This is a genomic window from Streptomyces sp. SP18CS02 (assembly GCF_036322365.1).
Classification (GTDB): Bacteria; Actinomycetota; Actinomycetes; order Streptomycetales; family Streptomycetaceae; genus Streptomyces.
In genome coordinates this window covers 239,071-259,799 of the sequence record NZ_JAQYXC010000289.1, presented here as the reverse complement: position 1 = coordinate 259,799, position 20,729 = coordinate 239,071, and the positions used below count along the sequence as shown (strand labels likewise).

Annotated in this window: 18 protein-coding genes; 14 read left to right on the top strand and 4 right to left on the bottom strand. The window is 73.4% G+C overall.

All coding sequences use genetic code 11. The annotated features are described in order from the left end of the window. The first annotated feature begins 29 nt into the window (after positions 1–29). The 7 genes from PUR26_RS21540 to PUR26_RS21510 all read left to right on the top strand — a co-directional run bounded on the left by PUR26_RS21540 (position 30) and on the right by PUR26_RS21510 (position 5,634). Positions 30–746: a vWA domain-containing protein gene (locus PUR26_RS21540; protein WP_329874078.1), complete on the top strand. Its 717-nt coding sequence runs from the start codon at positions 30–32 to the stop codon at positions 744–746. Continuing rightward, the gene (locus tag PUR26_RS21535; protein ID WP_329874077.1) at positions 743–1,300 is read left to right on the top strand and encodes a HutD/Ves family protein; all 558 of its coding nucleotides are present in this window, start codon (positions 743–745) and stop codon (positions 1,298–1,300) included. Before PUR26_RS21540 ends, PUR26_RS21535 begins: the two co-directional genes overlap by 4 nt. A 473-nt stretch (positions 1,301–1,773) precedes the next feature. Continuing rightward, the gene (locus tag PUR26_RS21530) at positions 1,774–1,977 is read left to right on the top strand and encodes a cold-shock protein (RefSeq protein WP_003969786.1); all 204 of its coding nucleotides are present in this window, start codon (positions 1,774–1,776) and stop codon (positions 1,975–1,977) included. A gap of 91 nt (positions 1,978–2,068) precedes the next feature. Further along, a complete protein-coding gene (locus tag PUR26_RS21525) occupies positions 2,069–3,691 on the top strand; it encodes a DEAD/DEAH box helicase (RefSeq protein ID WP_329874076.1) in 1,623 nt (540 codons plus the stop codon). Positions 3,692–3,985: 294 nt separating this feature from the next. Next, complete coding sequence (locus PUR26_RS21520; protein WP_329874075.1) at positions 3,986–4,744, top strand: MBL fold metallo-hydrolase; 759 nt, start codon at positions 3,986–3,988, stop codon at positions 4,742–4,744. A gap of 83 nt (positions 4,745–4,827) precedes the next feature. Then, positions 4,828–5,217 (top strand): ribonuclease domain-containing protein, encoded by a 390-nt coding sequence (locus PUR26_RS21515; RefSeq protein WP_329874074.1) that lies wholly within the window; start codon positions 4,828–4,830, stop codon positions 5,215–5,217. Between the two features lie 30 nt (positions 5,218–5,247). After that, complete coding sequence (locus PUR26_RS21510) at positions 5,248–5,634, top strand: barstar family protein (RefSeq protein WP_329874073.1); 387 nt, start codon at positions 5,248–5,250, stop codon at positions 5,632–5,634. A gap of 66 nt (positions 5,635–5,700) precedes the next feature. On the opposite strand, the gene PUR26_RS21505 is transcribed toward PUR26_RS21510, so the two are convergent. Together PUR26_RS21505 and PUR26_RS21500 are read right to left on the bottom strand one after the other, a co-directional pair. Beyond that, a complete protein-coding gene (locus PUR26_RS21505) occupies positions 5,701–7,200 on the bottom strand; it encodes an ankyrin repeat domain-containing protein (RefSeq protein ID WP_329874072.1) in 1,500 nt (499 codons plus the stop codon). A gap of 143 nt (positions 7,201–7,343) precedes the next feature. Further along, entirely contained in the window at positions 7,344–8,237 is an 894-nt protein-coding gene (locus tag PUR26_RS21500; RefSeq protein WP_329874071.1) for a hypothetical protein, read from the bottom strand. Between the two features lie 234 nt (positions 8,238–8,471). On the opposite strand from PUR26_RS21500, the gene PUR26_RS21495 reads away from it, so the two are divergent. After that, on the top strand, positions 8,472–9,245 hold the full coding sequence (locus PUR26_RS21495; protein WP_329874070.1) for a S1 family peptidase: 774 nt from the start codon (positions 8,472–8,474) through the stop codon (positions 9,243–9,245). Positions 9,246–9,351: 106 nt separating this feature from the next. Here the strand turns inward: PUR26_RS21495 and PUR26_RS21490 are convergent, their stop codons facing one another. Continuing rightward, positions 9,352–11,091 (bottom strand): glycoside hydrolase family 35 protein, encoded by a 1,740-nt coding sequence (locus PUR26_RS21490; RefSeq protein ID WP_329874069.1) that lies wholly within the window; start codon positions 11,089–11,091, stop codon positions 9,352–9,354. Between the two features lie 141 nt (positions 11,092–11,232). Between PUR26_RS21490 and PUR26_RS21485 the strand changes: the two genes are divergently transcribed. The 5 genes from PUR26_RS21485 (at position 11,233) to PUR26_RS21465 (ending at position 17,771) form a co-directional block, all read left to right on the top strand. Beyond that, on the top strand, positions 11,233–12,120 hold the full coding sequence (locus PUR26_RS21485) for a helix-turn-helix domain-containing protein (protein WP_329874068.1): 888 nt from the start codon (positions 11,233–11,235) through the stop codon (positions 12,118–12,120). Between the two features lie 11 nt (positions 12,121–12,131). After that, the gene (locus PUR26_RS21480) at positions 12,132–12,458 is read left to right on the top strand and encodes a chorismate mutase (RefSeq protein WP_329874067.1); all 327 of its coding nucleotides are present in this window, start codon (positions 12,132–12,134) and stop codon (positions 12,456–12,458) included. Next, the gene (locus PUR26_RS21475) at positions 12,455–13,438 is read left to right on the top strand and encodes an asparaginase (protein ID WP_329874066.1); all 984 of its coding nucleotides are present in this window, start codon (positions 12,455–12,457) and stop codon (positions 13,436–13,438) included. The genes PUR26_RS21480 and PUR26_RS21475 overlap by 4 nt, the downstream gene beginning before the upstream one ends. Before the next feature lie 227 nt (positions 13,439–13,665). After that, on the top strand, positions 13,666–16,149 hold the full coding sequence (pepN, locus tag PUR26_RS21470) for an aminopeptidase N (protein WP_329874065.1): 2,484 nt from the start codon (positions 13,666–13,668) through the stop codon (positions 16,147–16,149). 185 nt (positions 16,150–16,334) lie between these two features. After that, positions 16,335–17,771, top strand: coding sequence for a lysine N(6)-hydroxylase/L-ornithine N(5)-oxygenase family protein (locus PUR26_RS21465; protein WP_329874064.1), 1,437 nt, complete (start codon positions 16,335–16,337; stop codon positions 17,769–17,771). 136 nt (positions 17,772–17,907) lie between these two features. On the opposite strand, the gene PUR26_RS21460 is transcribed toward PUR26_RS21465, so the two are convergent. Further along, positions 17,908–19,698, bottom strand: coding sequence for a bifunctional metallophosphatase/5'-nucleotidase (locus PUR26_RS21460; RefSeq protein ID WP_329874063.1), 1,791 nt, complete (start codon positions 19,696–19,698; stop codon positions 17,908–17,910). A gap of 120 nt (positions 19,699–19,818) precedes the next feature. Between PUR26_RS21460 and PUR26_RS21455 the strand changes: the two genes are divergently transcribed. Next, positions 19,819–20,514 (top strand): SIMPL domain-containing protein, encoded by a 696-nt coding sequence (locus tag PUR26_RS21455; RefSeq protein WP_329874062.1) that lies wholly within the window; start codon positions 19,819–19,821, stop codon positions 20,512–20,514. Positions 20,515–20,729 lie beyond the last annotated feature (215 nt).

The window sequence follows — 20,729 nt, the reverse complement described above, 5'->3', positions numbered from 1 at the left end:
TTGTCCGCCGGTACGAACGGAGCACCCGTATGGCCCTCAGCCTCCGCAAGGTCGAGGAGACCGCCCCGGCGCTGGTCGACCTCTACAAGGCCGCCGGCGTCTCACTGCGCAAACACGGGCTGAGCGGTGAGCGGGCCGCGGTCTACCTGGTGATCGACCACTCCGGCTCCATGAGGCCGTACTTCAAGGACGGCAGCGTGCAGGCGCTGGCCGAGCGGGTGCTGGGCCTGTCGGCGAACCTCGACGACGACGGGCGGGTGCCGGTCGTCTTCTTCTCCACCGGCATCGACGCCGAGACCGAGATAGCCCTCGCCGACCACCGGGGCCGCATCGACCGGATCGTGGCGGGCCTCGGCCACATGGGCAGGACCGGTTACCACCTGGCCATGGACGCCGTGATCGACCACTACCTGGACAGCGGCACCACGGCCCCGGCCCTGGTCATCTTCCAGACCGACGGAGGGCCCAGCAACAAGCTCGCCGCCGAACGGTACGTGTGCAAGGCGGCCGAGCTGCCGCTCTTCTGGCAGTTCGTCGGCTTCGGCGACCCGGGGAGCCGGCAGTTCGAGTTCCTGCGCAGGCTCGACGAGCTGTCCGTCCCGGCCCGGCGGGCCGTGGACAACGTGGGCTTCTTCCACGCCGGCCAGGACCCCCGGCGCGTTCCGGACCAGGACCTCTACGACCGGCTCGTCGGCGAGTTCCCCGCCTGGCTGGCCGCCGCCCGCGCGAGAGGCATCCTGCGATGACGGTACGGGTCCTGCGCGCGGCCGGCCGGAGGGCCGTGCCGTGGAAGAACGGCGGCGGCATCACCCGGGAGATCGCGGCCGCGCCCGAGGGCGCCGCGGTGGAGGCCTTCGCCTGGAGGGTCAGTCTCGCCGACGTCGTCGCCGACGGGCCGTTCTCCGTCTTCCCCGACGTGGACCGCATCCTCACGGTCGTCGCCGGAACGGGCATGGACCTCACCGTCGGAGACGGCTGCCGGGTGCTCGCCGAGCGCCACGCCCCGCGCTGCTTCCCCGGGGACCTTCCCACCGAGGGGCGGCTCCTGGAGGGGCCGGTGGTCAACCTCAACGTGATGGTCCGGCGGGGAGCCGTCGCGGCGACGGTCGCCGTCGTCCGGGGCGGCCGGCCGGTGACCGTGCCGGACGGCGCGACGGTGCTGGTCGTGGCCCTGGGCGGGACCGCGCGGCTCGGCGGGACGGAGTTGGCCCCGTACGACGCCGCGCTGTGCACCCGCTCACCGGGCGAGCTGCACGCGCGGGGTCACGCGGCGGTCATCACCCTCCACCCCCTCGGCTGACGCCCCGCCGGCCCGCCGGCCCGCCGCTCCCCGCGGAGGCGACCGGTCCCGCCCCGCCGCTCCCCGCGGAGGCGACCGGTCCCGCCCCGCCGCTCCCCGTGACCGGTCCCGTCCCGCGGAGGCGGGCGTCCCGGTGCCCGCCCGCCCGGCGCGTCGGCGGCCGGCCGGTGCCACGGCGCCGCACGCCCCACGTGGCTGTGGCGTGCCTCACATGGCGGCCGGAAGATGATCCCGCTCCCGCCCGAACAGGCCCGCCTCCAGGGCGGGTTCGGGTCCGGGCCGGGTGTACGGGAGGGGGCCGGGGCGAGGCCGCCGCCATCGGCCGCGTGCGAGGCCGTCATGACGTGCTAAAGTTGCGGCGTTGCAGTTTTGGTACCCATGAACTTTATGTGCGCCTGACGGGAATGTTCCTCAGGCGCTTTATTGTTTTCCGGCTTCTCCGGATGGGACCGCGACCTATCTAGGAGATAAAAATGGCTACTGGAACCGTGAAGTGGTTCAACTCGGAAAAGGGCTTCGGCTTCATCGAGCAGGACGGCGGCGGCGCCGACGTCTTCGCCCACTACTCCAACATCGCCACCTCGGGCTTCCGTGAGCTCCAGGAGGGCCAGAAGGTCTCCTTCGACGTCACGCAGGGCCAGAAGGGCCCGCAGGCGGAGAACATCGTCCCGGCCTGATCACCGGACGCGTATCTCGCAGCCGGGACCCGCACCGCGCAGCGGTGCGGGTCCCGGCTTGTGCTGTCCTCAGGCCCAGGAAGGCTTTTCCATGACGACTCGCAACGAACGCCCCGCCCGCAAGCGCCCCGCCGGTTCCACCGGTGCGAAGGCGCCCGGCCGCAATTCCGGCACCGCCAAGGCGCCCGGCCGCAATTCCGGCCGTCGCGGCGCGACCGCGCCCCCGCCGCCGCGGGAATTCACGCTGCCGGAGACCGGCACCCCCGCACTGCCCGCGGTCGCGGCCTTCGACGAGCTCGACATGCCCGCCGCCCTCCTCAAGACGCTCGCCGCCCAGGGCGTCACCGAGCCGTTCCCGATCCAGGGCGCGACGCTGCCGAACTCCCTCGCGGGCCGCGACATACTCGGCCGCGGACGGACCGGTTCCGGCAAGACCCTCGCCTTCGGCCTCGCCCTGCTCGCCCGCACCGCGGGCCGCCGCGCCGAGCCGAAGGCCCCCCTCGCGATGGTCCTGGTGCCCACCCGGGAGCTCGCCCAGCAGGTGACCGACGCCCTCACCCCGTACGCCACCTCCGTACAGCTGCGGGTCGCCACCGTCGTCGGCGGTCTCTCGATCAGCAAGCAGGCCGGTTCGCTGCGGCGCGGCGCGGAGGTCCTGGTGGCCACGCCCGGCCGGCTGAAGGACCTCATCGAGCGCGGCGACTGCCGTCTCGACCAGGTGGCCGTCACCGTCCTGGACGAGGCCGACCAGATGGCCGACATGGGCTTCATGCCCCAGGTCACCGCGCTGCTGAAGCAGGTCGAGCCGGGCGGTCAGCGGATGCTCTTCTCGGCCACCCTCGACCAGAACATCGACCGGCTGGTCAGGATGTTCCTGACCGACCCCGTCGTGCACTCGGTCGACCCGTCGGCGGGCGCGGTCTCCACCATGGAGCACCACCTGCTGTACGTCGCCGACGAGACCGACAAGAAGGCCGTCACCGCGCGCATCGCCGCCCGGGACGGGCGGGTGATCCTCTTCCTGGACACCAAGCGGTCGGTGGACCGGCTCGTCAAGAAGCTGCTCGCGAGCGGTGTCCGCGCGGCGGGCCTGCACGGCGGCCGTTCGCAGCCGCAGCGCAACCGGACCCTGGAGCAGTTCAAGAACGGCCAGGTCACCGCACTCGTGGCGACCAATGTGGCGGCCCGTGGCATCCATGTCGACGACCTCGACCTGGTGGTCAACGTGGACCCGCCCGTCGACCACAAGGACTACCTGCACCGAGGCGGGCGCACCGCCCGTGCCGGTGAGTCGGGCAGCGTGGTCACCCTGGTCCTGCCGGAGCAGAAGCGTGACATGAGCCGCCTGATGACCCACGCGGGCATCGCCCCGCGCTCGGCCCGGGTGAAGTCCACCGACGAGGAGCTGTCGCGGCTCACCGGTGCCCGCGAGCCGTCCGGTGTGCCGGTCGTCATCGAGGTGCCGCAGCCCGTGCAGGCCCCCAAGGCCCCGCGGACCTCGCAGCGCCGCCGCTCCGGCCGTACGGGCAACGGCTCGGCCGCGGCCACGGGCGCCAACGGCGGCGGGAACGGGTCCGCCGTACGCGGCCGGGGCGGGAGCCGCAGCGCGAACGGCGCGTCCCAGGGCGCGGCCCCCGGCCGGAACCGGAGCGGCGCCGGCCGGCCCGGACGCGGTTCCCAGGGCGGAGGCGGCGGCCGCCGCACCGCCGCCTAGGAGCGGGTGTCCTGTCGGTCAGGCCCGGCAAGATCGGCGAGACACCCCCTGGGGAGTGTCTTCACCATGGCGTCGTCAGCCAGACGGGATGGTGAAGACACGACCTGGTCCGCGGCCGCTCATCCATACGACGAGGTCATCGCCCCCCGGGGGCGGTGACCTCGTCGTATGCCCTGGCCGATCGCGCGGACGTCCCCGGCGGCGGCCGGCCGCCCGGGGCCGGGGCGACCGGGCCGAGGGGCCGCCCGCCCCCCGTTTCACCGCCCCCGTCCTCCGCGCCCTACGCTCGCCGCCATGACCCTCGATCTCACCGTCCTCGGCACGGCCTCCCCGCATCCCGCGCCCGGACGCCCCTGCTCGGGCCATCTGCTCACCGGCGGCGGGGCCACGATATGGGTGGACGCCGGGCCGGGCACCTTCGCCGAGCTGCAGCGCCGCACCGATCCCGCCCGGCTGGACGCCATCTGGATCTCCCACCTGCACGCCGACCACAGCGCCGACCTGCTCAGCGCGCTGTACGCCTTCGCCTACGGCGGCCTCACCCCGCCCGCTCCGGTGCCCGTGTACGCCCCGCCCGGCTGCGCCGAGCGGATCGCCGGGTTCCTGGGGCGGTCCGGCCCGGCGGACCTCCCCGGCGTCCTCGGCTTCCACGACCTGTACGACGGTCACGAGGCCCGGCACGGCGGACTGCGGCTGCTCTCCCGGGCGGTCGCGCACGACACGGAGGCGTACGGGCTGCGGGCCGAGTGCGAGGGCGCCGTCCTCGCGTACACCGGTGACAGCGGCCCCTGCCTCGCCCTGACCGAACTCGCGCGCGGCGCCGACCTGCTGCTGAGCGAGGCGGACATCGACCGGCCCCTCGAAGGCGAGCCCCAGGTCCACCTCACCCCCGAGGACGCCGGGCGGCTCGCCCGGGAGGCGGGCGCCGGACTGCTGGTGGTCACCCACGTCGGCCCCACGCTCACCCGGGAGTCGGCCGCGCGCCGGGCCGCGGCGGTCTCCGGAGGGCCCGTGGAAACGGCGTGTGAAGGCCGGGTTCACCGTCTCCCCTGATAAGTGCGCAACGCGTTAACGTCCGGAAAACTGTGCGGAGTTGTCGTTGACACGTCAACCTCTACGCGCGTCATCATGAGCCCATGCGAATCCCCCCACGGTTCACTCTGCTCGGCGGCGCGGCCGCCCTCCTGTCCACCCTGCTCGTCGGCGGCACCGCCACCGCCGCGGCGCCGGTCACGGCCGCCGCGGTCGGTGACATCTGCTACTCCGACCTGCCCTCCCAGGCCCACGACACGCTCGACCTCATCGAGGCGGGCGGGCCGTTCCCGTTCCGCCAGGACGGCACCGTCTTCCAGAACCGCGAAGGCATCCTGCCGAGCAAGACCACCGGGTACTACCACGAGTACACGGTCATCACCCCGGGTTCCTCGACCCGCGGCGCCCGTCGCATCGTCACCGGCAGCGCCGAGCAGGACTACTACACCGCCGACCACTACGAGTCGTTCGACCTCGTCGACCACGGCTGCTGACCGGCCGCCGGCCGTCGATATCCTCCGCCCATGACCATCACGTACGTCATCGAGGGCCGCGAGATCACCGACCTGGACAGCTTCTGGCGGGTGATCGGCGAGGCCGTGAACGGCCCCGGCGGCTCCTTCGGCCGCAACCTCGACGCGTTCGCGGACTGTCTGGGCGGAGGGTGCGGCACGCCGGACGACGGTGACTTCACCCTCGAATGGCGCGACCACGACCTCTCCCGCCGGGCCCTCGGCCACGCCGAGACGGCCCGGCAGCTCCGGCTGCGCCTCGGCCGCGCCCACGCCTCCCACCACGAGAGGCTCCGGGCGGAACTGGCCCGGGCGGAGGCGGGGGAGGGCCCCACCGTCTTCGACCAGCTGGTGGACATCATCACCGAACAGGCCCCCGGGACGCTCCGGCTGAGCTGAGCCGAGCCGAGCCGCGTCGACGCCGGAGGGCCGGACCGGCGGTGGCCGGCTCCCGTGGACGGATCCTCACCGCCGGCGCGGCAGCGTGTGCTCCAGCCGTCGCCGGGCGGATTCGTCCCGTACGTGTTCCAGCGCGGCCAGCGCGACGGCCCGCGCCGGACCGTCCGGTTGCGGCCCGCCGAGGATCCGCTCCAGGACGTCGACGGCGCGCACGTCCTGACGCCGCGCCAGGCCCCGGGCCGCCTCGGCCGCCGTGTCCCCGTCCGGGTCGTCCAGACGGGCGGCCAGGGCCTCGCGCACCGCGCTCGAAGCGTCCGGCGCCTCGGCGAGCGCGCGTGTCGCCGGCACGCGTACCCGTGCCTCCCGGTCCCCGCTCAGCGCCATCAGCGCCCGGACGCCCTCGTCATGGCCCTCCGGCACCAGGCCGGTCAGCGCGAGGGCCACCCGGCGCCGTACCGCCGGATCCGGGTGTCCGGCGTGGCGCAGCAGTTCGGGCAGCGCGGCCGGATCGCCCTGGTCGCCGAGTGCCCCGACGACGGCGGACACCGGCTCGGCGTCGACCGCCTCCCGCGCCAGTTCCCGCAGCAGCGGCAGGGCCCGCGCCGCGAACGGCCGCCGGCCGCCCGAGAAGCCGAGCCGTGCCAGGACGTCCGCGCCGAACGCCTGCCGCAGCGGGTCGTCACTCGCGCACCACGCCACCGCCGCCCGGAACGTCTCCTCGTCGCCGCGGCCGCGCAGCGCGGCCACCGCCTCGGTCCAGTCGTCCCGCTCCGGGGCGCCCCACCGCAGGGCCCGCCCGGCCAGCGTCTCCGGCGGCGCGGCCACCCCCGAGACGGCCTCCAGCAGGGTGGCGACGGCCGCGTGCCCGGTCTGCCGCTCCTGCCCTCCCCGGGGCACGCCGTCACGCAGCAGTTCGACGACGACCGTGACGCCGCCGTCCTCCTCGACGCGCCGGGTGACGGTCTCGTGGCCCGGCCCCCAGGTCTCGGCGATGCTCTCCCGCAACGCCTGTTCGGGGTCCACGTCGATCCAGCGCCGTGCCTCGGCCAGCGCCTCCCGGCGGCCGGCCGCGCCGTGTGCCAGCAGTGCCCGCACCACCGACGGGGACCCGCGCCGGGCCGCGGTGACCAGCGGCGGCTCGCCGGACGGTCCCGGCAGCGACGGATCGGCGCCGTACTCCAGCAGCGCCGCCACGGTGTCGGCGAACCCGTTCAGCACCGCCCAGGTCAGAGCGGTGAACCCGCCGCCCTCCTTCTGGTCGGCCGGTGCCCCGGCCGCGAGCAGGGCCCGTACCACCTCGGTGCGACCCCAGCAGGCCGCTCCGCACAGCGGCAGCTCGTCGCCGTCCTCGCCGCTGCCGCGGCCGGGGTCCGCCCCGGCGGCGAGCAGCAGCCGTACGATCGCGGGGTCGTCGCCCGACGCGGCGAGGTGGAGGGCGGTGCGGCCCTCGGCGTCGGCCGCCTCGGCCGGGACACCGGCCCGCAGCAGACGTACGACGGCGTCGGCGTCGCCGCTGTGCACGGCTTCGGACAGCTCCTGGCCCCGCGTGGTCGGATCACTCGTCATGCCCCCGACCCTCGCGCCCCGGGCACCCGTCCGCAAAACCGTTTTTCCGGCCGAGTCCGCTCGCCCCGCCGGCCCCGCCGGCCCCGCCGGCCCCGCTCGCCCCACCGGCCGCGGCGGCGTCCGGTCCGGCCTGGGCGGGAGGCCTATGTGTCGCACTCCAGGACCGTGTGGCACAGGCCGCAGCGCGCCCGGATCCGCCCGCGCACCGGAACGCGGATGCGCTGGCGGCAGGTGGGGCAGGGGAACGACACCCGGGGCGCCGCGCGGCCGCCCTCGAAGGCGTAGGCGGTACCGGGGGAGGCGTCCGCGCCGGGATGGTCCAGGGCGTGGCGGCGGTCTCTCGCGTAGCGGTGGCGGCTCACCCGTCCGGCGGTCGTCAGTGGCGGCTGCCGCTCGTCGCGCAGGGCCAGCGCCCGGCCCTCGGTGTACGCGCTGTACCCCTGCGGACTGGTGAACCAGGTCGAGGGGTCCTCACCGAAGGCCAGCGAGCGCTTGGCGAGCACGTAGCCGAACTCCTCGGGCGTCAGATAGCCCAGCTTCTGGCTCGACACGCCGTCCTCGCGGTAAGCGTCCAGCAGAAGCCACCCCGCGCCGAGATACGTTGTCGCCGTGTCCGTCAGGATCTCGTTGTCCCGCGTGCCGGGAAAAGCCAGGCCCAGCCGGTGCAGGAGCACATGCGTGATCTCGTGGGCGAGGGCCGCCCCGATGTCCCTGCGGTGTGTCCGGAAGCGATCGTTCAGTTCGATGAAGTACTCCGGTCCGGCGGCGAGTTCGACGCCCGCCGCGTGCTCCATCTCGCGGAAGCCGACGATCATCCGGGCATCCGGCAGCCGCAGCTGCCGCACCAGCGCGCGAGCCACCCGCTGCGCCCCCAGATGGAGGTCGTCATCGGCGGCGAAGGCGACGTCCGCCGGGGCGACGCCCACCGCGTACGCGTACAGGCCCTCGGGGGAGAGCCGTCTGTACAGCGCCGTGATCGCCGCCCGCACGGTGTCGAGGTGCGGGTAGCCGTGCACGACCTCGCTGCCGTTCGCCACGTCCCGTACCCCCAAGTGCGACGCCGACCCGATTCCACTGTACGGGCAGGGAGCACCCCTCCGCCCCGGTCGCGACGGCGGGTGAGTATGGCCGAAAAGAGGCCCTTGTGGCGCCCGCGATCACCTCCGGATAATCCGGACCACGCCTTGACGAGCCCATGTCACCGACTGCCTGGCGGCACGGGTTCCGTCGTGTGCGAAAGGCACGCACAACCCCCCACGAAAGGCAGAGAGTTGAAGAAGCTTCTCAGCGTCCTCAAGAGATGTGCAGCGGTCAGTGCCGTCATACTCGCCGCGGTCAGTCTCCAGCCCGCCAACGCCACCGCGGCCCCCAAGCCCGTGGTCGGCGGCACCCTCGCCACGCAGGGCGAGTTCCCGTGGATGGTCCGGCTCTCGATGGGCTGCGGCGGCGCGCTCTACACCCAGCAGATCGTGCTGACGGCCGCCCACTGCGTCAGCGGCTCCGGCAACAACACCAGCATCACCGCGACCGCCGGTGTGGTGGACCTGCAGAGCACCGCCGCCATCAAGGTGAAGTCCACCAAGGTCCTCCAGGCCCCGGGCTACAACGGCACGGGCAAGGACTGGGCGCTCATCAAGCTCGCCCAGCCGATCAACCTGCCCACCCTGAAGATCGCCACCACGACGGCGTACAACAGCGGCACCTTCACGGTCGCCGGCTGGGGCGCGGCGGTCGAGGGCGGCGGCCAGCAGCGCTACATGCGCAAGGCCCAGGTGCCGTTCGTGTCCGACACCGTCTGCAAGCAGGCGTACGGCAGCAGCCTCGTCCCGAGCGAGGAGATCTGCGCCGGCTACACCCAGGGCGGCGTCGACACCTGCCAGGGCGACTCCGGCGGCCCGATGTTCCGCAAGGACAACGCCGGTGCCTGGATCCAGGTCGGCATCGTCAGCTGGGGCGAGGGCTGCGCACGGCCCAACTACCCCGGCGTGTACACCGAGGTGTCCACCTTCGCCGCCGCCATCCAGTCCGCGGCGTCGACCCTGTAGCACCCGCTGAGCCCACGGAGGGCGGGAGACCACCGCGGACCCGGTGGTCTCCCGCCCTTCCCCCCGCTCCGCGCCGCCCGGCCCGCCCGCTCCGCCCCGACGGCCCTCAGGCCAGCCGCACCGCCGAGCCGGCGTCCTCCAGCTCCAGCACCCACACCTCGTTGGCGCCCTCCCGCAGCACCGGCCCCGGGACGAACAGCGACCGCTGGGGCCCCGCCGACCAGTACCGCCCCGGGCAGAAGCCGTTGACCCACACGAACCCGCGCGTCCAGCCCGGCAGTTCCAGCGCCGCGTCCCCCGCACCGGACAGCCGTACGACGAAGCGGTACAGGCCCGGCCCCCGCCCCGCCACGGGCGCGAACGGCACCTTCGCCACCGCGCCGGGCGTGAAGGCGTCCAGCCGCAGGCCCCGCGCCCGTACCCCGTGCAGATACTGGCGCTCGTGACGGACCCCGCCCGTGATGCCCTTCGCCTCGCCCAGCCGGGGCCCGTAACCGACCCGGCCCAGGGACTCCACCCACAGCTCCACCACGGCCGGGCCCGCCACCGGCTCCGCCAGGGCCGCCTCCTCGGCGTCCAGCACCCCCACCCGCTCCCCGTCCACGTACACCACCGCACGGTCCCGCAGCCCCGTGACGGACAACGGATACGGCCGGCGGGGCCCCGGGACCTCCACCCGGTAGCGGACCAGCCCGCGATCCACCCCCAGTTCCTCGAACGACGGCGGCACCGGCCCGTCCCACTCCCCGTCGCCCAGCGCCTCCAGGACGGCGTCCATCGACGCCCACCCCGACGGCGCCGCCGACACCGCGGCGGACAGCCGCACGGGCGGCGGCGGCACATCGGGCAGCGGCCCGTCCGCGTACCCCTCCAGCACCGCGCGGAACAGCCGGAACTTCTCCGTCGGCAGACCCGCCTCGTCGACCGGCGCGTCGTAGTCGTACGACGTCACCGTCGGCTCCAGCGCCCCGTCGTGCAGAACACCCGACCGGTTCGCCCCCGCCCAGCCGGCGAAGTTCGTCCCCCCGTGCGCCATGTAGACGTTCACCGACGCCCCGCACTCCAGGATCTCCCGCAACGCTTCCGCCGCGTCCCCCGGATCCCGTACGGCGTGCTCGTCCCCCCAGTGGTCGAACCAGCCGCACCAGAACTCCATGCACATCAGCGGCCCGCGCGGCCGGTGCCGCCGCAGCGTCGCGAACGCCTCACGCGCCCCCGACCCGAAGTTCACCGTGGCCAGAACGCCCGGGATCGAGCCGCCGGTCAGCATGTGGTCCTCCGGCCCGTCCGAGGTGAACAGGGGCACGCCCACCCCGCAGTCCTCCAGCAGGTCGGCGACATGCCGCGGATAGCCCGCGTCGGAGCCGTAGCTCCCGTACTCGTTCTCCGCCTGCACCATGAGCACCGGACCACCCCGGTCGACCTGGCGCGCCACGACCTGCGGCAACAGCGTCCGGAACCAGCGCCCCACATGCACCAGGAACTCCGCGTCGTCCGTCCGCACCCGGCGTCCCAGCCGTCCCGTCAGCCAGTGCGGCAGACCACCGTTCTCCCACTCGGCGCAGATGTACGGGCCCGGCCGCACGATCGCCCACAGCCCCGCCGCCGCCACCGCGTCCAGGAAACGCCCGAGCGCCCCCACATCCCGGTAGCACCCGGGCTCCGGCTCGTGCACGTTCCACGGCACGTACGTCTCCACGCAGTTCAGGCCCATCGCGCGCAGCGTCGCCAGCCGGTGCCCCCACTGCTCCTCGTGCACCCGCACGTAGTGCAGCGCCCCGGACAGCAGCCGCACCGGCCGCCCGTCCAGCAGGAAGTCCTCATCACCCACCGTGAACTCCGGCACGATCGCACCCTCCGTCGGTCGCTCGCCGCGAGCCACCCTCGCCCCCTGGCGGCAGGCCCGTCCATGGACAAAGATCGGCGCTGTTTGGACGTAAACGATGCACACGCAGCCGTGACCTGTCATGAGCGGAAGGGGTGACGGATGTACCACACCTGGATGCGCTACTTCACGCCGAGCCCGCCGCATCTGCGCCTCGGCCTGGTCTGCCTCGGCGTCGGCCTCCAGCACGGCGTCCTGCCCACCGTCGGCCCCCGTACCCTCGACCACCACGTCGCCGTCCTCATCAACGCCGGCAGCGGCTGGTACCGCGGCCCCGACGGACGGCGCACGGCCGTCACCGCCCCCGCCCTGCTCTGGCTGACCCCCGGCGTCCCCCACCACTACGCCCCCGATCCCACCGGCGGATGGGACGAGAGCTTCGTCGACTTCACCGGACCCGCCACCACCACCTACACCGAACTGGGCTACATCGAACCCGACCGCCCCGTCGTCCCGCTCTCCGACGCCACCGCCCCCCGCACCGCCGTCGGCCGCATCGCCAGAGCCGCCCGGCGCGGCAACCCCCTGCTCGAAGTGGAGACCGCCGCCGCCGTCCACGAACTGCTCGTCGCACTGCGCCGCGCCCGCGCCGACACCACCGCCGAGGGCGCCCCGGTCCTCGACGCCCTGGCCCGCGACGCCTTCCGGCCCCTCACCGTCGCCGAGCACGCCGCCCGGCACGGCATGACCGCCGCCGAACTGCGCACCGCCGTGCGGCGCGGCGCCGGCTGCAGCCCCAAGGACTACCTGCTCGGCATCCGCCTGGGCCGCGCCAAGGAACTCCTCACCACCACCGACCTGCCGGTCGCCGCCGTCGCCAGACGCGTCGGCTACGACGACCCCGCCTACTTCTCCCGCCTCTTCACCCGCCGGGTCGGCACCGCCCCCACCCGCTTCCGCGCACAGCAGAGCCGCTCGGTACCCGGCGGCTGGAGCACCCGCGTCCCCGATCCCGCCCACCCGCCCACCCTCGCCACGGGCCCCGTCTAAGCTCGCTGACCATGAGCACCAGCGACATCGACGAATCCGTCCGCACCGAACTGACCCGGCTGCGCGAGAGCATCGACAACATCGACGCCGCGGTCGTCCACATGCTGGCCGAGCGGTTCAAATGCACCCAGCAGGTCGGCCACCTCAAGGCACAGCACCAACTCCCCCCGGCCGACCCCGACCGCGAGGCCCGCCAGATCGCCCGGCTGCGCCAGCTCGCGGAGAGCGCGAACCTCGACCCGGCGTTCGCCGAGAAACTGCTCAACTTCATCATCGCCGAGGTCATCCGCCACCACGAGACGATCGCCGGCGGCTCCGCACCCCGGGGACGGCCGTGACCCCGCCCGCCCGCGTCACCGTCTTCACCCTGGGCGGCACGATATCCGCGCGGGGCGGGGACTCCTCCCGGCTCGGCGGCGCCCAGGTGCTGGGGGCCGCGGCCCTCCCGGACGGCGTACGGACCGAGCTGCGGGACTTCCGGCGCCTGCCCAGTTCCTCCCTCGCCTTCGAGGACCTGGCCGCACTCGCCGGCGAGGTCCGCGAAGCGGTCGACGCCGGCTCCGGTGTCGTGGTCGTCCAGGGCACCGACACCCTGGAGGAGACCGCCTTCCTGCTCGACCTGACCTGCCCGACGACCCGACCGGTCGCCGTCACGGGCGCCATGCGCCGCCCCGACCTGCCGGGCGCCGACGGAGCCGCCAACCTCGCCGGCGCCATCGCCGTCGCCGCCGACCCCCACTGCCGCGGCCTGGGCGTCGTGGCCGTCCTCGCCGACGAGATCCACGCCGCACGGCACGTACGCAAGACGCACACCACCTCCGTGGCCACCTTCGCCTCCCCGGGTGCCGGACCCCTCGGAACGATCGTGGAGGGCACCCCCCGGGTCCTGCTGCGCCCCGCGCGGCCCCTGCACCCGCGCCCCCTGCGGCTGCGCCACCCGGCGCGGGTCGCCCTCGTCACGCTCTCCCCGGGCGACCGGGGGGAGCTGCTCGAAGCGGTGGACGACCGGTTCGACGCCGCGGTCGTCGCGGCCTTCGGCGCCGGGCACGTACCGGCCTGGCTGGTCGACCCCCTCACCGCCCTCGCCGCCCGGATGCCGGTCGTCCTCGCCTCCCGCACCGGCTCCGGCCCGCTGCTCAGCCACACCTACCGCGGGCCGGGCTCCGAACACGACCTCCTCGGCCGGGGCCTCATCCCGGCGGCCGACCTCGACGCCCCCAAAGCCCGGCTGCTGCTCCACGCGCTGATCGCCGACGGCGCGGGCCGCCCGGAGATCACCGCCGCCTTCGCCGCCCTCACCGACGGCCCGGCTGCCTGAGCCGGCCCGGCTCCCTCACCCGGAGCCCGGTCGGCCCCGGGGGGCCTGAGGCCGGCCGCCCGGCCGCCAGCGGCCCCGGGCGGACCCGCACCCGGCCGCGGGACGGCCGCTCCCCGCCGACGCGGACGAGGGCCACGACCCCGCGACCGGCGGGCCCGGGCCCCTCCGGCACGCTCAGAGCGGAACTCCCGTGCCCACTGCCCGCCTCATCGGGCAGCATGGCCCCCATGCCCGTACTGAAGCGCGACGAAGCGCAGACCCGAGCCCAGCTCCTCGACGTCCACCGGTACACGGTCGACCTCGACCTCACCACCGGCGACGACACCTTCGACTCCGCGACCCTCATCCGCTTCACCGCGCGCACCGCCGGGGACACCTTCGTCGAACTGAGGCCCGCCACCCTGCGCTCCGCCACCCTCGACGGGCAGCCCCTGGACCCCGAGACCCTCGACGACAACCGGCTTCCCCTCACCCTGACCCCCGGCGAACACGAGCTGCGGATCGACGCCTCGATGCGCTACTCCCGCACCGGCGAGGGCATGCACCGCTTCACCGACCCGACCGACGGCGAGACCTACGTCTACACCCAGCTGTTCCTCGACGACGTCCAGCGGGTCTTCGCCGCCTTCGACCAGCCCGACCTCAAGTCCGTCTTCGAGCTGGGCGTCACCGCTCCCGACGGCTGGACGGTCCTCGCCAACGGCATCACCACACGCGGGGACGACGGCCGCTGGACGGCCGCCGCCACCCCGCTCATCTCCACCTACCTCGTCGCCGTCGCCGCCGGGCCCTGGCACTCCGTGCGCACCGAACACGCCGGACTGCCCTTCGGCATCCACTGCCGCCGCTCCCTCGCGCCCTACCTGGACGCCGACGCCGACGAGATCCTCGACGTCACCCGCCAGTGCTTCGACCGGTTCCACGAGAAGTTCGACGAGCCCTACCCCTTCGACTCGTACGACCAGGCCTTCGTCCCCGAGTTCAACGCCGGCGCCATGGAGAACCCGGGCCTGGTCACCTTCCGCGACGAGTTCGTCTACCGCTCCGCCGTCACCGTCACCGAGCGCCAGACCCGCGCCATGGTCATCGCCCACGAGATGGCCCACATGTGGTTCGGCGACCTGGTCACCCTCAAGTGGTGGGACGACATCTGGCTCAACGAGTCGTTCGCCGAATACATGGGCTACCAGATCATCAACGAGGCCACCACGCGCTTCCCCGACACCTGGGTCGACTTCGGAGTCGTCCGCAAGGCATGGGGCTACGACGCCGACCAGCGCCCCTCCACCCACCCCGTCGCACCCGACCCGGAAGCCGTGCCCGACACCGCGTCCGCCCTCCTGAACTTCGACGGCATCTCCTACGCCAAGGGCGCCTCAGCCCTCCGGCAGCTCGTCGCCTGGATGGGGGAGAAGGAGTTCCTCGCCGGCATCAACACCCACTTCGCCCGGCACCGCTTCGGCAACGCCACCCTCGCCGACTTCATCGACAACCTCGCCTCCGCCACCGAACGGGACGTACACGGCTGGGCCCAGGCATGGCTGCGCACCACCGGCGTGGACACCCTCACCCCCGCCTACGACCCCGCCACCGGCACCCTCGCCATCAACCGGGCCGGCAGCCGCCCCCACCGCATCGTCGTCGGCGTCTACGACCACGACCTCGCCGACGCCGACCGCCTGGTCCTGCGCGACCGCCTCGACGCCGACGTGCCCCAGGAAGGCCCCGCACGCATCCCCGGCCCCCGGCCCGCCCTCGTCGTCCTGAACGACGGCGACCTCAGCTACGCCAAGGTCCGCCTCGACCCCGCCTCCTGGGACACCGCCGTACGCGCCCTGTCCGGCATCCCCGGCCCGGTGACCCGCGCCGTCGTCTGGAACGCCGCCCGCGACATGGTCCGCGACGGCGAACTGGCACCCCTCGCCTACCTCGACGCCGCCCGCGCCCACCTGCCCCACGAACCCGACCTCGCCATCGTCCAGGGCGTCCTCGGCTTCGCCCACACCGCCGTCGCCGACCGCTACCTGCCGGCCGACCGCCGCCCCGCCGCCCTCGCCCTGCTCACCGACCTCACCCGCGACCTGATCCGCCGCACCGAGGACGGCAAGGACCCCGGCCTGCGCCTCACCGCCGTACGCCACTACATCGACGCCGCCGACCGGCCGGGCGTCCTGGAGGGCTGGCTCGCCGAAGGCAGCGTCCCCGGCGGCCCCGAACTCGACCCCGAACTGCGCTGGCGCATCCTCGGCAGGCTCGCCGTCCTCGGCGCCGTCGAGGAGAACGCCATCGCCGCCGAACTCGACCGCGACCCCAGCGCCACCGGCCAGGAGGGCGCCGCCCGCTGCCGCGCCGCACTGCCCACCCCCGAGGCCAAGAAGGCCGCCTGGGAACGGATGTTCGCCACCGACGACCTGTCCAACTACCTGTTCACCGCCACCGCGGAAGGCTTCTGGCAGCCCGAACAGGCCGAACTCGTCGGCGCCTACGTACCGCGCTTCTTCCCCGACGCGACCGCCCTCGCGGCCCGCCGCGGCCCCGCCATCGCCACCGCCGCCGGCCGCAGCGCCTTCCCCGCCCACGCCGTCGACGCCGACACCCTGCGCCTCGGCGACGAACACCTCACGAGCGGCGACCTGACCCCGGCCCTGCGCCGCCAGCTCGTCGACCGGCTCGACGACCTGCGCCGGGCCCTGCGGGTCCGCGAAGGCTGACCCGCCACCCCGCGCACACGGCCGCCGGCCGGGACGCCATAGCAGCCCCGGCCGGCCAAGCCCCGCCACTGCCCGCCCACGTACCCCTTTCGGGTTGAGATGGCCCCGCACCGGAACCAAGCGCACCGGAACCGGTACACGCTGTCACCCGCACGTACCGCACTCGTGGAAGGCAGCCCCGTCCGATGACCGGCACACCCCAGCACGAACCCTCCCCCGGCGCCCAGGGGACGCGGGGGGACACCGAGCTCCTCGACCTGGTGGGTATCGGCATCGGCCCGTTCAACCTCTCCCTGGCCGCCCTCGCCCACGGCGCACCCCGCGACCTGACCACCGCCTTCTACGACCAGCGCCCCGCATTCCACTGGCACCCCGGCATGCTCGTCGAGGGCGCCACCCTCCAGGTGCCCTTCCTCGCCGACCTGGTGACCCTCGCCGACCCCTCCAGCCCCTGGTCGTTCCTCAGCTACCTGCGCAGCCGCGACCGGCTCTTCCCCTTCTACTTCGCCGAGCGTTTCCACATCCAGCGCGCCGAGTACGACGCCTACTGCCGCTGGGTCGGCGACCACGTACCGGACCTCCACTTCGGCCACCAGGTCGACGCCGTCCGCTGGAACACCGAACGCGACGCCTTCGAGGTCGACTACACCAAGGTCGACCCCGACGGCGAGGCCGAAGCCCTCGGCCGGGTCCACGCCCGCCACATCGCACTCGGCGTCGGCAGCGAACCGTACGTCCCCGACCCCCTCAGACCCCTCGTCGAAGCCCCCACCGTCCCCGTCATCCACTCCGCCGACTACCTGGAACACCGCGAACGGCTCCTCGCCGCCGAACACGTCACCGTGATCGGCTCGGGCCAGTCCGGCGCCGAGGTCTTCCTCGACCTCCTGCGCGCCCGCCCCGTCGGAGCCGAACGGATCCACTGGCTGGCACGCAGCGAGGCATTCGCCCCCATGGAGTACTCCAAACTGGGACTGGAGCACTTCACACCCGACTACACCCGCTACTTCCACGCCCTGCCCGAACACGTACGCGGCGACCTCGTCCCCCGCCAGTGGCAGCTCCACAAAGGCATCGACGCCCGCACCATCGCCGCCATCCACGACGAGCTCTACCGCCGCACCCTGCACGGCGGCTGGCCCGACGCCGTCCTCACCCCCGGCGTCCGGGTACGCACCGCCGGCCGCGTCGCCACCACCAAGGTCGAGCTGCACATCGAACACGTCCAGCAGGGCACCCGCGACCGCATGACCACCGACGCGGTCGTCCTCGCCACCGGCTACCGCGAACGCCCCCTGGACCGGATCCTCGCCGGACTCGACCCCTACCTGCGCCGCGACTCCGCCGACCGCCCGCGCGTCGACGATCGGTTCCGGCTCGACCTCGACCCGTCGGTCACCGGCTCGGTCTACGTCCAGAACGCCGAAACCCACACCCACGGCGTCGGCGCCCCCGACCTGGGCCTGGCCGCCTGGCGCAGCGCCACCATCCTCAACTCGCTCACCGGCGAGGAGCTGTACCCCCTGCCGAGCCGCACCGCGTTCACCACCTTCGGCCTCGAACGGCCCGGGGCGCCCGCCGTACCCCGCCAGGCCACCGCGCTCACCCCGCTCGAACGCTAGCCCGCACCGCGAGGCCCCCCCGCCACGCCACTGCACACCACGCCGCCTCACACCACGCCGCCGCACACCCGGCCGGAAAGCCGGGTGCCCGGACCCCCGCACAGGCGGACATCCGGGCACCCGGCACCCGAAGGCATCACTCGAAGACCGCGGCACCCTCCCGGGTCAGCCTCCAGCCCACCGACGCGAACTCCGCCGGGTCCACCGTCCCCTTCGCCCGCACCCACTGGATGATCGTGTTGCGGATCTCGTCCGAGTTCGACCACACCTGCTGCGCACCCGCGACATGCGGAAACGCGCCGCCGCCACTGGCCCGGTAGTTGTTGACGGCCAGCACGAACCGCGCCGCCGGGTCGACCGGCTTCCCCTCGAACGACAGGTTCACGATCCGCGAACCGGACGGCCGCGCGATGTCGATCTCGTACGTCAGCCCGTACACCGCGTCATAGTTGTAGTCCGGGATCCCCTCCGCGTTGGTCAGCTTCGACGTGTCGACCGGCGCGCCCGCCAGCGTCCGCACGTAGTACCGGGCGGAGAACTCCAGATAGTCCTTCAACTGCGCGCCCGTCAGCAGACGCGCCTCCAGGGTGTTCTCGAACGGATACAGCCCCGCCGCGTCCTTGATGGTGACCTGGCCGGCCGGGATCCCCGCCGTCCGGGAGAAGCAGGACGCCTGCGAGAGCACGGGCAGCGACGCGTACGACCCGCCCGCCAGCGCCGCGCGCACCGTCTCCGCCTGCACATGGTTGATCAGATCGATGATCGGCTCGTCCCGCCACGGCGCCGCGGCCGTCGACATGGCCGCCGTCGAGGAGCCGATGACCTGATTGACGTACGCGACGACCTTCCGGTGCTCATCACCGAGAAGCCGAGTGATCTTCGGGTCCTCGGCGACCGTGTTGGAGTCGAGCACCTTCGCGGCGACCCTCTCCACCGTCCAGCGTCCCTTCGACCACACCAGGTCGAAGTCGAACAGGGTGAGCCGCTGGCCCCACTTCAGCGGCTCGGACAGCACGACCTCCTTGCCGCTCGCCTTGTTGGCCACCCGGTACTCGGGAATCTCGGTGTGGGCGTGCCCGACGAGGATCGCGTCGATGCCCGGCACCTGCTCGGCCACGAGAGCGGCCGCGTTCTCGATGTACGGCAGCTGGTCACCGTACGACGACGTACCGCTGGAGCCGGAGTGCGCCGAGACGATCACCACGTCCGCCCCCATCGAACGCAGCTTCGGCACCCACTTGGCCGCCTGCTCCTCCAGACCGGGGAAGACCATCCGGCCCGTGACGTTCGCCTTGTCCCAGATCGCGATGCCAGGATTCGTCAGCCCGAGGACCGCGACCCGCACATCCCGCCCGTGCGGCGTACACAGCCGGTGCATGCTGTACGGGGCGAAGGCCGGCCGCAGTGTCTTCGCGTCCAGCGCGTTCGCCCCCAGGAGCGGGAAGTCGCACTGGTCCTCGAACTTCCGCAACACCGGTATGCCGTAGTTGAACTCGTGGTTCCCGAGCGCCGCGGCGTCGTAGCCGATGGCGTTCATGGCCTGCGCCATGGGGTGCACGGGGCCGTGCGCGGCGGTGATCGGGTCGACCTTGGCGTAGTAGTACGACAGCTGGGTGCCCTGGATCGTGTCGCCCGCGTCGATCAGGAGCGTGTTGCGGCGCCCCTTCTCCTCACGGACCTGGTCCACCAGGGTGGAGATCTTCGCCAGACCGACGTCGTTGTGCGCCTTGTCGTCGAACTCCCGGTCGGTGAAGTAGTCCCAGTTGAAGACGTTCCCGTGCAGATCGGTGGTCCCCATGACGGTGAAGGAGTACCGCTTCGGCGGGCGCCCCTTGGCCTGAGCGGGGACGGCGACGGCCCCGGTGAGGGCGGCACCGGCCCCGGCGGCGGCCGAGCGCTCCAGGAACGTCCTACGGTCCAGCGGCATTTGATCTCCTTCGTTCAGTGCACAACGCGCGTAGATTCTGACGCAGAGGCGGCATCCTGGAATAGTCCTGCCAGGTTTCGATCCGATGACCACCCCGTGCCCCCGAGGGAGCCGCCTGCCATGACCAATGACCTGCCGTACGGAACCACCGAAGCGCCACGGCTGGCCGTGTGCGGCGAAGCCCGGCTGGAGGTGGACCCCGAGATCGCCCGCATCGGCATCACCGTCAGCGCCCGGGGCACCGACCGCCGCAGCGCCCTGGACGACCTGACACGCCGTAACAACACGGTGCTGGAACTCGTCAAGTCCTACGGGGAGGCCGTCGAGAAAGTGGAGACGGGCGCGTTCTCCATCAGCCCCGAACTCACCCGGCACGGCCGCGGCGAACGCATCCGCGCCTACCACGGCCGCGTCCACATCACCGCCGAACTCTCCGACTTCACCGCACTCGGAGAGCTCACCACCCGCGTCGCAGACCTGGACCTGATCCGGGTCGACGGCCCCTGGTGGGCGCTGCGGCCCGACTCGCCCTCCCACGGCGAGGCCCGGCGACAGGCGGTCAAGGAAGCCGTTCAGCGGGCCCGCGAATACGCCGAAGCCCTGGGCACCCGCCTCGCCGCCCTCGTGGAACTGGCCGACCTGGGCGCGGAGAACCCCGCGCCGTACGGCGGGCCGCCCCCCGCCGCCGGCGGCATGCGCATGGCGTTCGCGGCGGAAGCCACCGAAATGGCCCCGCCGCTCGACCTGGAACCCCAGCGCCAGACCGTCACGGCCCAGGTCAACGCCCGCTTCACCATGCACCCCCCCGAGCTCTAGGCCGTGCCCGGGACCGGACCGGACGGGGAACCCCCGACCCCGGCCGATCCGCTCCCGCCCCGGACGGCCCCGGCAGCCCGCCCCGCGAGGCATCGCTGCCGGGGCCCGGGCGCCGCCTCGGAGCCGCCGCCCCCGCCGCACCGCAAAGGCATACGACGCCACCCGCCGGAGCCTCCACCGAAAAGGATTCGACAGCCATCCCGCCCGAGTGGAGC

Coding starts and splice junctions, on each gene's coding strand:
- pepN (WP_329874065.1), top strand. CDS start 13,666: ATGCCCGTACTGAAGCGCGACGAAGCGCAGACCCGAGCCCAGCTCCTC.
- PUR26_RS21480 (WP_329874067.1), top strand. CDS start 12,132: ATGAGCACCAGCGACATCGACGAATCCGTCCGCACCGAACTGACCCGG.
- PUR26_RS21455 (WP_329874062.1), top strand. CDS start 19,819: ATGACCAATGACCTGCCGTACGGAACCACCGAAGCGCCACGGCTGGCC.
- PUR26_RS21465 (WP_329874064.1), top strand. CDS start 16,335: ATGACCGGCACACCCCAGCACGAACCCTCCCCCGGCGCCCAGGGGACG.
- PUR26_RS21540 (WP_329874078.1), top strand. CDS start 30: ATGGCCCTCAGCCTCCGCAAGGTCGAGGAGACCGCCCCGGCGCTGGTC.
- PUR26_RS21530 (WP_003969786.1), top strand. CDS start 1,774: ATGGCTACTGGAACCGTGAAGTGGTTCAACTCGGAAAAGGGCTTCGGC.
- PUR26_RS21515 (WP_329874074.1), top strand. CDS start 4,828: ATGCGAATCCCCCCACGGTTCACTCTGCTCGGCGGCGCGGCCGCCCTC.
- PUR26_RS21510 (WP_329874073.1), top strand. CDS start 5,248: ATGACCATCACGTACGTCATCGAGGGCCGCGAGATCACCGACCTGGAC.
- PUR26_RS21485 (WP_329874068.1), top strand. CDS start 11,233: ATGTACCACACCTGGATGCGCTACTTCACGCCGAGCCCGCCGCATCTG.
- PUR26_RS21535 (WP_329874077.1), top strand. CDS start 743: ATGACGGTACGGGTCCTGCGCGCGGCCGGCCGGAGGGCCGTGCCGTGG.
- PUR26_RS21525 (WP_329874076.1), top strand. CDS start 2,069: ATGACGACTCGCAACGAACGCCCCGCCCGCAAGCGCCCCGCCGGTTCC.
- PUR26_RS21505 (WP_329874072.1), bottom strand. CDS start 7,200: ATGACGAGTGATCCGACCACGCGGGGCCAGGAGCTGTCCGAAGCCGTG.
- PUR26_RS21460 (WP_329874063.1), bottom strand. CDS start 19,698: ATGCCGCTGGACCGTAGGACGTTCCTGGAGCGCTCGGCCGCCGCCGGG.
- PUR26_RS21520 (WP_329874075.1), top strand. CDS start 3,986: ATGACCCTCGATCTCACCGTCCTCGGCACGGCCTCCCCGCATCCCGCG.